Origin of the sequence: Saccharopolyspora shandongensis, from assembly GCF_900106995.1 — a bacterium.
In the GTDB taxonomy this organism is placed as follows: domain Bacteria; phylum Actinomycetota; class Actinomycetes; order Mycobacteriales; family Pseudonocardiaceae; genus Saccharopolyspora; species Saccharopolyspora shandongensis.
Genome location: NZ_FNOK01000004.1, coordinates 1 through 12,268 on the forward strand (window position 1 = coordinate 1; position 12,268 = coordinate 12,268).

Annotated in this window: 12 protein-coding genes; 3 read left to right on the plus strand and 9 right to left on the minus strand. The window is 69.5% G+C overall.

The genetic code is table 11. The features are described from left to right. Positions 1 to 489 precede the first annotated feature (489 nt). The gene (locus BLW84_RS04940; RefSeq protein ID WP_093261773.1) at positions 490 to 690 is read left to right on the plus strand and encodes a hypothetical protein; all 201 of its coding nucleotides are present in this window, start codon (positions 490 to 492) and stop codon (positions 688 to 690) included. Between the two features lie 9 nt (positions 691 to 699). Here the strand turns inward: BLW84_RS04940 and BLW84_RS04945 are convergent, their stop codons facing one another. From BLW84_RS04945 to BLW84_RS04965, 5 genes are all read right to left on the minus strand, one after another. Beyond that, a complete protein-coding gene (locus BLW84_RS04945) occupies positions 700 to 2,289 on the minus strand; it encodes an ABC transporter ATP-binding protein (RefSeq protein WP_093261775.1) in 1,590 nt (529 codons plus the stop codon). Next, positions 2,286 to 3,149 (minus strand): ABC transporter permease, encoded by an 864-nt coding sequence (locus BLW84_RS04950; protein ID WP_093261778.1) that lies wholly within the window; start codon positions 3,147 to 3,149, stop codon positions 2,286 to 2,288. The genes BLW84_RS04945 and BLW84_RS04950 overlap by 4 nt, the downstream gene beginning before the upstream one ends. Beyond that, positions 3,146 to 4,102 carry an ABC transporter permease gene (locus BLW84_RS04955; RefSeq protein ID WP_093261780.1) on the minus strand — a complete coding sequence of 319 codons (957 nt, stop codon included), beginning with the start codon at positions 4,100 to 4,102 and terminating at the stop codon, positions 3,146 to 3,148. Before BLW84_RS04955 ends, BLW84_RS04950 begins: the two co-directional genes overlap by 4 nt. Position 4,103: 1 nt before the next feature. Beyond that, a complete protein-coding gene (locus tag BLW84_RS04960) occupies positions 4,104 to 5,714 on the minus strand; it encodes an ABC transporter substrate-binding protein (RefSeq protein ID WP_093261782.1) in 1,611 nt (536 codons plus the stop codon). A 158-nt stretch (positions 5,715 to 5,872) separates the two neighbouring features. Continuing rightward, positions 5,873 to 6,337 carry a histone-like nucleoid-structuring protein Lsr2 gene (locus tag BLW84_RS04965; RefSeq protein WP_245760942.1) on the minus strand — a complete coding sequence of 155 codons (465 nt, stop codon included), beginning with the start codon at positions 6,335 to 6,337 and terminating at the stop codon, positions 5,873 to 5,875. A 363-nt stretch (positions 6,338 to 6,700) separates the two neighbouring features. Here BLW84_RS04965 and BLW84_RS04970 point away from each other — a divergent pair, with 363 nt between their 5' ends. Then, on the plus strand, positions 6,701 to 7,045 hold the full coding sequence (locus BLW84_RS04970; RefSeq protein WP_093261786.1) for a histone-like nucleoid-structuring protein Lsr2: 345 nt from the start codon (positions 6,701 to 6,703) through the stop codon (positions 7,043 to 7,045). Between the two features lie 116 nt (positions 7,046 to 7,161). On the opposite strand, the gene rbsK is transcribed toward BLW84_RS04970, so the two are convergent. Further along, the gene (rbsK, locus tag BLW84_RS04975; protein WP_093262372.1) at positions 7,162 to 8,061 is read right to left on the minus strand and encodes a ribokinase; all 900 of its coding nucleotides are present in this window, start codon (positions 8,059 to 8,061) and stop codon (positions 7,162 to 7,164) included. Positions 8,062 to 8,164: 103 nt separating this feature from the next. Between rbsK and BLW84_RS04980 the strand changes: the two genes are divergently transcribed. Next, positions 8,165 to 9,232, plus strand: a complete 1,068-nt coding sequence (locus BLW84_RS04980; protein ID WP_093261788.1) for a hypothetical protein — start codon at positions 8,165 to 8,167, stop codon at positions 9,230 to 9,232. A gap of 216 nt (positions 9,233 to 9,448) precedes the next feature. On the opposite strand, the gene BLW84_RS04985 is transcribed toward BLW84_RS04980, so the two are convergent. The 3 genes from BLW84_RS04985 to BLW84_RS04995 all read right to left on the minus strand — a co-directional run bounded on the left by BLW84_RS04985 (position 9,449) and on the right by BLW84_RS04995 (position 12,256). Further along, complete coding sequence (locus BLW84_RS04985) at positions 9,449 to 10,321, minus strand: spermidine synthase (protein ID WP_093261790.1); 873 nt, start codon at positions 10,319 to 10,321, stop codon at positions 9,449 to 9,451. A 244-nt stretch (positions 10,322 to 10,565) separates the two neighbouring features. After that, positions 10,566 to 10,958: an adenosylmethionine decarboxylase gene (gene speD, locus BLW84_RS04990; protein WP_093261792.1), complete on the minus strand. Its 393-nt coding sequence runs from the start codon at positions 10,956 to 10,958 to the stop codon at positions 10,566 to 10,568. An 80-nt stretch (positions 10,959 to 11,038) separates the two neighbouring features. Further along, complete coding sequence (locus BLW84_RS04995; RefSeq protein WP_093261794.1) at positions 11,039 to 12,256, minus strand: type III PLP-dependent enzyme; 1,218 nt, start codon at positions 12,254 to 12,256, stop codon at positions 11,039 to 11,041. Positions 12,257 to 12,268: the final 12 nt, after the last annotated feature.

The window sequence follows — 12,268 nt, forward strand, 5'->3', positions numbered from 1 at the left end:
CTCAAACCCAACCGGGCGAGCGTCATACTCAAAGAAACCACCAACCACACACAATCTGCATGGTCGGGGGCATAAAAGAACACTAACCAAAACAGTCCGCTGTTGAGTTCTCAAAGAACACACCCACACCATCACCCGGCCCAATCAGGACCGCAGCTCCGGGGAGCATTTCCTCTTCACCGCTTATCCGGTTCGCCCACTCTACCACTCACTCGTGGGAGCTTGGTTCGCGACCCGCATCAGGCCCGGCCCGGTTTTCCCGGCCCGTGTCGCTCTGACTTGGATAAATTTACACACCCCCAAAACACCCCCTGCAACCACCCCCCCTTAAACATCAAAACACCAGGTCAGAGGCGATCTTGGGGCGCTTGCGCGGGGTGGCTGCCGGGACCGCGTTCGAGTCCACGTTCGTGTGGTCCTGCTTCGTCGCCGCGAATCACCTGGAAAGCGCCGGTAGCCTCCCAGACGATCGTCTGAACGGGGGTAGCAGTGGACTCCACACCGATCTACACCGAGCTACGCAAGACGCTTGGGGACCCGGAAGACCGGAACTGGGGTCCCAGCGCCCCGCCCGAGTTCGCCGCCGCCCTGGCCGAGCGTGTCGAGCGCCCGAAGGCCGAGGCGAAGAAGGGCGCGCGAACCGGGCCCGGTTCGCGCAGCAGGTCGCGGCGGCACCGCGCCGAGGACTGACCTGCTCCCTCAGGACACCGCCCGTCGCGCACGCTGGCGGATCGGGTCGGGCACCGGAGCCGCGGCCAGGAGTCGTCGCGTGTACTCGTGCTGCGGGTCGCCGAGCACCTGGGTGCGGTCTCCCTGCTCGACCACCTCGCCCCGGTGCATGACGGCCACCCGGCGGGCGAGCAGGTTCACCACCGCCAGGTCGTGGCTGATGAACAGGCAGCTGAAGTTCAGCCTGGCCTGGAGCTCCTGGAACAGCCGGAGCACCGCGTCCTGCACCGACACGTCGAGCGCGCTGGTCGGTTCGTCGGCGATCAGCAGTCGCGGCTCCAGCGCCAGCGCCCGCGCGATGCTGACGCGCTGGCGCTGCCCGCCTGACAACTCGTGCGGGTAGCGGCTTCGCATCGACGCGCCGAGCTCCACGGCGTCGAGCATTGCGTTCACGCGCTCCGCCAGGTCGCGGCCGCGTGCCGCGCGGTGCAGGCGCAGTGGTTCGGCGATGCTGTCCGCGATCGTCATGCGCGGGTCCAGCGATGAGCCGGGGTCTTGGAAGACGATGCCGATGTTGCGGCGCACCGAGCGCAGCCGTCGGGCCGGTAGCCGGCTGATGTCCTGGCCGTCGAGCACGATCCGGCCCTCCGCCGGGGTCAGCAGGCGGGCCACCGCCTTGCCCACCGTCGACTTGCCGGAGCCGGATTCTCCGACCAGTGCCAGGATTTCGCCGCGTTCGACGTGCAGCGACACCCCGTCGACGGCGCGCCGGCCGGCGTAGCTCACGATCAGGTCTTCGATGCGGAGCACCGGCTCTGCGGGCTCGGCTTCGGCGCGCTCGCCGACCTCCAGTCTCGGCACTGCCGCCAGGAGCGCCTTGGTGTAGTCGTGCTCGGGCGCGCGGAACAGCTGCTCGACGGGGGCCTGCTCGACCAGCACGCCGCGATGCATCACCACCACCCGGTCCGCGAGGTCCGCCACGACCCCCATGTCGTGGGTGATCAGCAGGATCGTCATCCCGTGGCGTTCGCGGAGGTCGCGCAAGAGGGCCAGGATCTCGGCCTGCACCGTCACGTCCAGCGCGGTGGTCGGTTCGTCGGCGATCAGCACCCTGGGCTCGCAGGCCAGCGCCATCGCGATCACCACCCGCTGCCGCTGCCCTCCGGAGAGCTGGTGCGGGTAGTGCTTCAGCCGTCGGCGCGGCTCCGGGATGCCGACGACGTCGAGCAGTTCCGCCGCGTGCTCGCGCGCCTCGCCGGCCGGCATGTCCCGGTGCAGCCGGATCGCCTCGACGAGCTGCCAGCCGATGGTGAAGACCGGGTTGAGCGAGGTCATCGGCTCCTGGAAGACCATCGCGAGCTGCTTGCCCCGGATCCGCCGCAGGTCCCGCACGCTCAGCTCGGCGCCGTCCAGTTCGATGCGCCCGGTGACCTCCGCGGTCGGTGCGAGCAGCCCGAGCGCGGACATCGCGGTGACGCTCTTGCCGGAGCCGGACTCGCCGACCACCGCGAGGATCTCGCCGGGCGCGATGCCGAAGCTGACGCCGCGGACCGCCTCCGCGACGCCGTCCTCGGCGCGGAAGCGCACCCGCAGGTCGGTGAAGGAAAGCACGTCGCTCATCGCTGCCCCTTCGGGTCGAGGGCGTCGCGCAGGCCGTCGCCGAGGAGGTTGAAGGCGAGCGTCGCGAGCACGACCGCCAGGCCGGGGAAGACCACCAGCCAGGGCGCCTGCGCGAGGTACGTCTGCGCGGCCGACAGCATCACGCCGAGCGACGCCTCCGGCGGCTGCACGCCCAGCCCCAGGAACGACAGCAGCGCCTCGCCGATGATCGCCAGCGGGATGGCGACCGTGATCTGGATCAGCAGCGCGTTCACCGCGTTGGGCAGGATGTGCCGGAACATCGCGGTCGTACCGCGCGCGCCGGCCGCGACGGAGGCGGCCACGTAGTCCTCGCCGGCCAGCCGCAGGGCCTCCCCGCGCATGACGCGGATCAGGTTCGGCACCTGCGACAGGCCGATCGCGATGGCCGCGTTCACCATCGACGCGCCGAGCACCGCGGCCAGGCCGACGGCCAGCACCAGGAACGGGAATGCCAGCAGGGTGTCGGTGAGGCGCGAGACGACGGTGTCGGCGAAGCCGCGGTAGTAGCCGGCGATCAGGCCGAGCGGCACCGCGACGACCACCGCGAGCAGGACGGACAGCACGCCGACCACGATCGACGCGCGGATGCCGTAGATGACGCGCGCGAGCTGGTCGCGGCCGAGCTCGTCGCTGCCCAGCGGCAGCGCGAGCGACGGCTGCTGGAGGACCTGGTCGAAGTCCACCGCCGCCGGGTCCACCGGCGCGATCACCGGTGCGGCCAGCGCCACCAGCACGAACAGAGCCGACAGCACGAGCCCGACGACGCCGGTGCGGTGCCGCAGCAGGCGGCGGAGCACCCGTCGCGAGCCGCTCACCCGCGGCAGATCCGCCTGGGTCATCCGGCACCTCCACCGACTCGGATTCGCGGATCCACCACCGAATACAGCAGGTCGACGAGCAGGTTCACCAGGATGTAGCCGGTCGCGGAGACCAGCACCGCCGCCTGGATCACCGGGTAGTCGCGGGTGAACACGGCATCGACCATCAATTTGCCGAAGCCCGGCAGCACGAAGATCTGCTCGGTGACCACGGCGCCGGAGATCAGCGTGCCGAGCTGCAGGCCGAGGATCGTCAGGACCGTGATCAGGCTGTTGCGCAGGCCGTGGATACCGACCACCCGCCACTCCCCGGCTCCCTTGGCGCGCGCGGTCCGCACGTAGTCCGAGCCCAAAGCGTCCAACATGGACGACCGCATCTGCCGCATCAGCACCGCGGCCAGGCCGCTGCCGAGCACGAACGCGGGCAGGATCAGCCGTTGCAGGTTGCCCAGCGGCGACTCGGTGAACGGGACGTAGCCGGAGGCGGGCAGCACGCCGAGCCAGACGGCGAACACCAGGACGCACATCAGGCCGAGCCAGAAGTTCGGGATGGACAGCCCGAACAGCGACGCGCCGTTGCCGAGCCAGTCCACCGCGGTGCCGCGGCGCACCGCGCTGAGCACCCCGGCGGTCAGGCCGATCAGCGCGGCGAACAGCAGGCTCAGCACCGCCAGTTCGAGGGTCACCGGCAGCCGGGTGAGGACGATGTCGCCGATCGGCAGGCCGGTCTGGGCCGATTCGCCGAGATCGCCCTGCAGCACGCGGCCGAGCCAGGCCGCGTACTGCACGTGGATCGGCTCGTCGAGCAGGTGGGCGCGGCGGATCTCCGCGATCACCGCGTCGTCGGCCTCGATGCCGGCGATCGCGACGGCCGGGTCGCCGGGCAGCGCGCGGAGCCCCGCGAACACCACCAGCGACACCAGCACCAGGGTCACCGCGGACTGCAGGATCCGGTGGAGCGCGTAGCTGCGCATGTCATCTCCCCGCCTGGACGTGGCCCGCGGACTTCATCCGGATGATCCCGTCGGGGAAGGTCTCGACGCCGGCGAGCTGCGCGGTGTGCGCGGTGTAGTACTGCGTGCGGTAGAGGTAGACGACGTTGTTGCGCTGGTGCAGGTCGTCGACGATCTGCTCGTACAGGGCCCGGCGCCGGGGCACGTCCTGCTCGCTGCCGGCCTGCTCGATCAGCTCGTCGGTGGCGGGGCTGAAGTCACCGCTGTAGTTCTGCGAGCCGCCTTCGGTGTGGAAGGCCGCGATGTTGCCGTCCGGGTCGGGCCGACCGGACCAGCCGACGAAGAAGGTCTGGAAGCGGCCCTGCCGCGCCTCGCTGATCGCGGTGGCCGACTCGGTCGGGCGCAGCACCACGTCGAAGCCCACCTGGGCGGCCATCGCCTGGATGACCTGGCCCGCCCGGAGCTGGGTCGGGTCGTTGGCCAGCGTCATCTCGAACCGCACCGGCGTCCGCACGCCGGTCTCGGCGATGAGCCGGCGGGCCCGCTCCGGGTCGTGCGGCGGGCATTCCTGGGTCTTCGGGGTAGCGTACTCGCTGCTGTCCGGGATCGGCCCGCAGGCGGCCCGGAACAGCCCGTTGAAGGCGATCTTGTTGAGCGTGCGCCGGTCGACGGCCAGCGAAAGGGCTTCCCGCAGCCGGGGATCGTCGGCGAGCGGGCCGGTCACCTCGCCGGTCTCGCCGCCGACGTTGCGCACGTTGACGGTGATGCCGTAGTACTGCAGCGTCGGCTGGTTGAGCAGCACGATTCCGTTGTCCCGCAACAGGATCGGCACTTCGGGAGTGGGCACCTCCCAGATCACGTCGAACTCGCCGGAGCGCAGGTTGGCCATCCGGATGTTGTCGTCGGGGACCGTTCGGTACACCAGCCGGTCCAGCCGGACGCGGTCGCGGTCGTAGTAGAACTCGCTGCGGTCCAGCACGATCCGGTCCTGCGCGACGCGTTCGGTGAACCGGAACGGTCCGACGCAGACCGGGTCGTCGGTGAAGTCCGCGCCGCGTTCGTCGAGCTTCGCCGGGGACATGATCATGCCGGCGCGGTCGGCGAGCATGCTGGTCAGCGGGGCGTAGGGCCGGAACAGGGTGAGCCGTACCGTGCTCGGGTCCACGACCGCCACCGATTCGACCGCGTTGAGCTCGGTCTTGCGGGCCGAACCCTTGAGCTCGCGGTGCCGGTCGAGGCTCTTCTTGACCGCGGACGCGTCGAGCGGGGTGCCGTCGTTGAACAGCACCCCGGTGCGCAGCGGGATCGTGAGTTCCCGGCCGTCGGCGGAGATCTGCGGCAGCGCGGCGGCCAATTGCGGCACCAGGCGGACGGATTCGTCGACGTCGTAGAGCTTCTCGCACATGCTGGTGAAGATCTGGCGGCTGGCCAGCGTCGACGCCAGCGTCGGGTCGAGTTTGTCCGGTTCCTGGTCGAGCGCGATCACCGCCTCGCCACCGCGCACCGTCGGGGCCTGCACGGAGGAGCGCACCTCGGCGGCCGTCTGCTCGACGTCCACCAGCGGGGCGCAGCCGGTCGCGGCGATCGCGGTGGCCAGCGCCACCAGCACGCCTCGTCTGCCGCGATCCGCCACTCGCGTCTCCCGTCTGCCGCCGGGGTAAACGCGAGCACCGTATTTTGACCGGACCGGGCGTGTCCAGATCCGTGATCATTCCGGCATCTTGCGGAATTCGGTCACGGCATGGCGTCAGGCCGAAATGAGCGCGGTCTCGCCGAACCTGCCCGGCGAGCTCAGTCGACGGCGGAGGAGAACGTCGGCAGCGAAACGGCCGGCACGCGGGCGGCGTCCGACTTCGCTTCTTCGGCCGGCGTCGCGTCGAAGAGCGTTTTCTCGACCGGCTCCGACTGCTCGACCGGCTCCGGCTGCTCGGCGGACTCCGGTTCGGGCTCGGCGGCCTTCTTGCTGAGGTGCTCGCGGGTGCGCTGCGCGGCACCGCGGATCTGCTCAGTCAGCTGCTTGTTGGCCTGCCGGGCCTGTTCCTCTTCGCGCTCCTGCTGGCGGGTGCTGCGCACCGGCTCCGGCTTGGGCGCCCGCGCGGCCTTGATGTAGCGATCGAGCACGGCCCGGAGTTGCTTGGTGTGCTTGTCGTTCAGGTCGATTTCGTACGTCACACCATCCAGTGCGAAGGTGACGGTGTGGTTGGCTGTGGACCCGTCGATGTCATCGACGAGTTCGACCTGAATCCGCTCGGCCATGATCACCTGTCTCGGGAACGTGCCCCGCCTCGATCCGCGACACTTGCAGGTAAGACTACTGCGAGCCCTGACCACGTTGTAGCACGCGGCATCGCTGTTGTCTCGTACTTAACCATAGAACAACTCGGCGACCTGTCGATAACCGCCGGGCGGGTCACGCGCCACGTCACACGCCGGCGAGCGCCCGACCACCAACTGACAGTAACCGCTGCGGGGCAATCCTGGAAAGTAATCCAGCGCACATCGCAGGAAATTCCGGCCGCGGCTGGATCATTCTTGCGCCGATCGTTTATTGTTCGCTCGCTCTTCTCCGCACGAGGCGCGTGGAGAAGACGGGGAATCGAGCCGGAATCGAGGGTTACCGTGGCGCAGAAAGTCACCGTTCAGCTCGTCGACGACGTCGACGGCACAGCAGCCGACAGCACTGTCGAGTTCGCCTTGGACGGGGTGAACTACGCAATTGACCTGTCCACCGAAAATGAGGCCAAACTCCGCGACTCGCTGGCGTCTTTCGTGGCCAACGCGCGGAAGACCGGTGGCCGCAAGCGCGTCGCCGTCAAGCCCGGCAAGCCCTCGGCGACGCCGACCGCGGCCGACCGCGAACGCAACCAGGCCATTCGGGAATGGGCCCGGAATCAGGGCATGCAGGTTTCCGACCGGGGCCGCATTCCGGCGGAGGTCGTCGAGGCGTACGACAACGCTCAGTGAGCACGTGCCACGGGCGGCCGGTTCGAACTCGGGACCAATCCGGCCGCCCGTGAAACTCACGCAATGACTCCTCGTAACGCGGTCGTGAACGTGCAGTAATTGTCACGGTGAATCTCTTATGCAGAGGCCAAGAAGTCGGTGATTTCCTGACGGGTCGGCATCGAGCTGCTGGCCCCGTTGCGCTGCACCGACACCGCCGCACCGGCGGAAGCCAGCCGCAGTGCCTCGGGCATCTCGGCGCCCTCGCCCAGCGCTGCGCTCAGCACGCCGACGAAGGTGTCGCCCGCAGCCGTGGTGTCCACGGCGTCGACCGGGAAGCTGGGCGCCTCCACGCGCGCGCCGTCGCGGTTGCCGTAGAGCGAGCCGCGGGCACCGAGCGTGATCAACACTTCCGGAACCAGCTCCAGCAGCGCGGCGAGCGCGCGGTGCGGGTCGTCGTCGCCCGCCAGGACCGCCGCCTCGTGCTCGTTGGGCACCAGCAGGTCCACGTTCGACAGGATTTCCGCGGGCAACGGCACCGCCGGGGCCGGCGTGAGCACCACGCGCACCCCGTTGCGGCGCCCGGCCGCCGCGGCCGCGGCCACGCCGGGGAGCGGAATCTCCAGCTGCAGCAGCAAACTCCGCGATCCGGCGATCAATTCCTCGTCACCGTCGGCGAGCCCGTCGACGGTCGCGTTGGCGCCCGGCACCACGACGATCGAGTTGCCGCCCTCGTCGTCCACCACGATGTGCGCCGTGCCGCTGCGCCCCGGCACCGTGCGCACCCCTGTGACGTCCACAGTGGATTTCCGCAGGGTGTCGCGGATCTGGGCGCCGAACTCGTCCTCGCCGACCGCGCCGATCATGCGCACCGCCGCGCCCGCCTTGGCCGCAGCGATCGCCTGGTTGGCGCCCTTGCCGCCGGGCACCGTGTGGAACTCCCGCCCCAGCACCGTCTCGCCGCGCTTCGGGGCCGTCCCGACGTAGGCCACCAGGTCCATGTTGCAGCTGCCGAATACGGCCACAGTCGTCGTCACGTGGTTCATCATGGCCGATGAGGGGCCCTCGATCGGCTGACGGGTCCTCGCCTGCCGGACGACGTAACATGCCGACCAACCGTCGAGGAGAGGGCGAGAAGCGGTGGACTATGCGGTGACAGCGGAGCTCGCGCCGCCGACCGAGGTCGTGGAGCTCGACGCGCTGCAGCAGGAGGGGATAGCGGCCGTGCTCGACCGCCACCTCGCGCTGGTCGAGGGGGTCTCCGGCCCAGGGGATGCCGACATCGACGTCCTCGATTACCGCATCACGGTGCACCTGACCGGCGCGAGCGTGGTGCTGGCACTCGACGCGCCGTCGCTGCTGGCGGCCGAGGAAGCCGCCGCCTCGGTGCTCGACGAGCTGATCGGCGAGAGCGAGGTGCTCACCGGCTGGTCGGTGGCGCACTCGGAGGTGCGGATCACCGAGGACGAGTTCAACCAGCGGCTCGCGGCGGCGTCGGACGTCAACGAGGAGCTGGAGGCGGCGGTCGAGGAGGCGCTGGAGACCTCCGCCGAGCCCGCGATGGACGCCGAGCACTGGCGCGCCCGGCTCACCGAGCTGGCTCCGCAGCTGCGGGCGTTCGAGGCGAGCACGTTCGGTGCCGATCCGGACACCCACGTGCTGGCCGCCGGGGCGCTGATCCACGCGGTGCGGGTGGTCACCGACGAGATCTTCTACGACGAACTGGCCCTGGCGGTGAACAACGCGACGGTGGCCGACGCGGTCGGGCTGCTGGTGCTGGAGGAATTGCCGCCCTGCTACGACCACCGCTACGACGCGTTCTTCGCCCGCGCTTTCGTGCTGTCGTCGGCGGCGGTCGCGGTGCGGCTGACGGAGCCGGACTGGACTCCGCCGCGCACGGTCGCCGAGGCGCTGGCGTTGCGGCTGGTGGTCAACGAGGCGCGCGTGGTGCTGGAGGCCGCCGAGCTGATGAGCTGGGACGAAAGCGAGACGGTGTTCGCCGCCTTCGCCGGGCGGGCCTTCGGCGACGTCGACCACGACGAGCTCTACGAGGTGGACCTGCCGCTGTCGGAGGACGCGGAGCCGGAGGTGGCGGAGCAGGTCTCCAAGGTCGAGGCCGAGCTGCGCTCGCGGGGCGTGGCCTTCGCCCAGTGGTTCATCCCCCGCGACGGCAACCCGGGCCGCCACCCCTACTTCGGCTCGCTCTAGGCCGCGATTTCAACGAGGTCTTTCCAACCTCGATTTGCGTGGCGGTGCGGGTAGCGGAACCTCAGAGGCTCCCTGGTCTGTGGATGCCCCTCCTGATGTATTCCACAAATACACGGCGGAGGGGCCGTCCTCGCCAGGAAGCCTCTGAGAACCCGCGGCGGTGCAAGCCCATTGAAATTGCGGTCGATGGAACTGGAGTTCCGTATTGCGGAAGGGTCAGGCCTGGTTGCGGACGGAGTACGGCGGGACGGTGCAGCCGATGAGGCTGGCCTCGTCGATCGTCTCCGGCTGGTAAGCGGACTTGGAGAACGCCTCCAGCATCACGTTCGTCGGGTCGTCGATCGGCTCGACCCGGCCGAACAGGAACGCCCACTCGTGCTCGTCGGAGCCGAAGTAGGCCACGGTGTCGAACAGCGACTGGAACCGGTTGTAGGCGCGGATCAGCGTCTCGTTGCGCCACACCGTCGGGCAGCCGGCCTGGACCGCGACCACGCCACCGGCCGCGAGCACCGCCTGGCAGCGCTGGATGAACTCCAGGCCGTACAGCCGGTTGTGCTGGCCGTCGGCGTCGTCGGCCCGCTCGTCGGGCAGGTCGACGACGACGATGTCGTAGCCCTCCGGCGGCGCCTGGTCGAGGAAGCCCCAGCCGTCCGCGTAGTGCAGCTTGATCGGCCCGTCACCCTGCTCGACGCGGCCGAGCTCCTCGGTGCTGTAGCCGTACGGCAGGTGCTCGGCGCAGACGCGCACGCACTGCTCGTCGATGTCGACGTGGTCGACCCGGCCGGCCCCGGCCGCGACCGCCAGCTGGCTGGCCACGCCCTCGCTGGAGCCGATGATCAGCACCCGCTCGACCTGCGCGGCGAGCAGGAACGCCGGGACCATCATCGCTTCGTGGTAGACCAGCTGGGAGAACTCGGTGCTCTGCCGGTCGTCGTCGCAGAACAGCGAAACACCCTGCCCGGTGCGGCCGATGACGACGTGCTGGTAGTCGGTGTCGCCTTCCCACAGCACCTCGTCGACCCGCCACAGGCGCTGCAGGTCGTCGCCCATCGGCTCCTTGATCCACCGGTGCCCGTCGAGTTCGATCAACGGTGCTCCTCCTTGATTCGGCTTGCCTGGTAAGGCATGTCTGCTAAGCGGCGGAACCGCTCAGCCCACGCACGCACGGTGACCACCCGCGGGTTCTCGGACCGTGCCCACCCCGCCGGGGTTCTCTGGGAGAACCTGCCCCGACGTGGTGCATTGGACGTCGGGGATCCCGGACCGAGTCGGCGTCTGAGGTTCCGCCACGGGATCACCTGCGCAAAACGCGCTCGTTATTGTCTTGGCGATGTCACGAAGCCAGGCCGGCGTAGTCGCGGCCTCGCTGAATGGTCTGGATGTTCTGCGAGGCCGGTTTCAGCGCCTCGGCGAGCAGTTTGACCGCGTGCTCCGGCTGGGCCGTGTGCCCGCAGGTGAAGACGTCGATGAAGATCGAGCCGTCCTCCGGGTAAGTGTGCAGCGAAGCGTGGGACTCCGACAGCAACGCCAACACGGTGACACCCTGCGGCTCGAACCGCTTGGCGATCATCTGGCACACGGTGGCGTGCGACCGGCTCAACGCGTCGTGCAGCGTCTCCCGCAGGAACTGCTCGTCGTCGAGCAGATCCGGATCAACGCCCTCCAGCTCGGCAAGGACATGCTGGCCGGTGAACAACCCAACCGGCGTCCCGGTGTCAACGGACATCTATCGACCTCCCATCATTTCGCAGAGTTCAGCACCAGTCGGCACTGCTCGGTGTCGGCTTCTCGGAGTTGCCGAGGCGATCACGGCTGTTCGTCGCCGTCGACGCAATACGTGGGTAGCGGGGTGAATCCGTTGAAACCCACCGATGAATAGCTCGCGGTGTACGCGCCCGCGCTGAGCAGGTCGACCCAGTCGCCGCCGCGCAGCGTTCGCGGCAGCTCGTACCGGGTGCGCTGGTAGAGCACGTCGTCGCCGTCACAGGTCGGCCCGGCGAGCACCACGGGGCCGCGCGGGTCGCCGTCGCGGGAGGTGCGCAGCCGGTAGGTGATGGCCTCGCCTTCCGTTTCGGCGAGCCCGTTGTAGCGGCCGATGTCCAGGTAGACCCAGCTGCGGTCGCCGTCGACGGCGTCGCTGACGAGCACGACCTCGCTGCGCAGCACGCCCGCGTCGCCGACGATGAAGCGCCCCGGCTCGATGAGCAGTTCCGGCCGCTGGGCGCCGAAGTTGCGGTCCAGCGACTCCTCGATGCGGCGCACGTAGTCGGCCAGCGGCGGCGCTGATTCGGTGTAGCCGGCGGGCAATCCGCCGCCGAGGTTCACCATCCGCAGCCGCACGCCGTGCGCGGCGCAGTCCTCGAAAACCCGCCGGGCGGCGCTGATCCCGAGCTCCCACGCGGCGGGTTCCAGCTGCTGCGATCCAATGTGGAACGACACGCCGTAGGCGTCCAGGCCGAGTTCCTGCGCGCGCCGCAGCAGCTGCGCGGCGGTCTCCGGCGAGCAGCCGAACTTGCGGCCGAACGGGGTGCGGGATCCCTTGTTGTCCACCAGGACCCGGCAGAACACCCGCGAACCCGGCGCGACCTCGGCGATGTTGGCCAGGTCGGCGGCGCTGTCGGTGACGAACAGGCGAACGCCCTGCTCGTAGGCGCGGGCGACGTCGCGGCGCTTCTTGATGGTGTTGCCGTAGGAGATGGACTCCGGGGCCGCGCCCTTGGCGAGGCACAGGTCGATCTCGCCGGGGCTGGCGACGTCGAAGGAGGCCCCCAGGCCGACCAGTTCACCGACCACTTCGGGGGTGGGATTGGCCTTGACCGCGTAGCAGATCCGGGCGTCCGGCAGGGCGGTTCGCAACTGCCGGTAGCGGTCGCGCACCTGCGCCAGATCCATGACCAGGCAGGGGGTTTCGGGGCGTTGCCGGTCGAGGAACTGCAAAATCGCGTCCGGCGCGGCGGATTCGGTCTGCTGCGCGGTGCCGCTCGGGCGGTCCGTCACACCGGTGGTGGCGGACAGATCGGTCAATCCCGGTACCTC

Excerpts from the sequence above, each read along its gene's own strand:
- BLW84_RS04965 (WP_245760942.1), bottom strand. The coding sequence starts at position 6,337 with ATGGCCGAGCGGATTCAGGTCGAACTCGTCGATGACATCGACGGGTCC.
- BLW84_RS04955 (WP_093261780.1), bottom strand. The coding sequence starts at position 4,102 with ATGCGCAGCTACGCGCTCCACCGGATCCTGCAGTCCGCGGTGACCCTG.
- BLW84_RS04945 (WP_093261775.1), bottom strand. The coding sequence starts at position 2,289 with ATGAGCGACGTGCTTTCCTTCACCGACCTGCGGGTGCGCTTCCGCGCC.
- BLW84_RS04950 (WP_093261778.1), bottom strand. The coding sequence starts at position 3,149 with ATGACCCAGGCGGATCTGCCGCGGGTGAGCGGCTCGCGACGGGTGCTC.
- speD (WP_093261792.1), bottom strand. The coding sequence starts at position 10,958 with ATGTCCGTTGACACCGGGACGCCGGTTGGGTTGTTCACCGGCCAGCAT.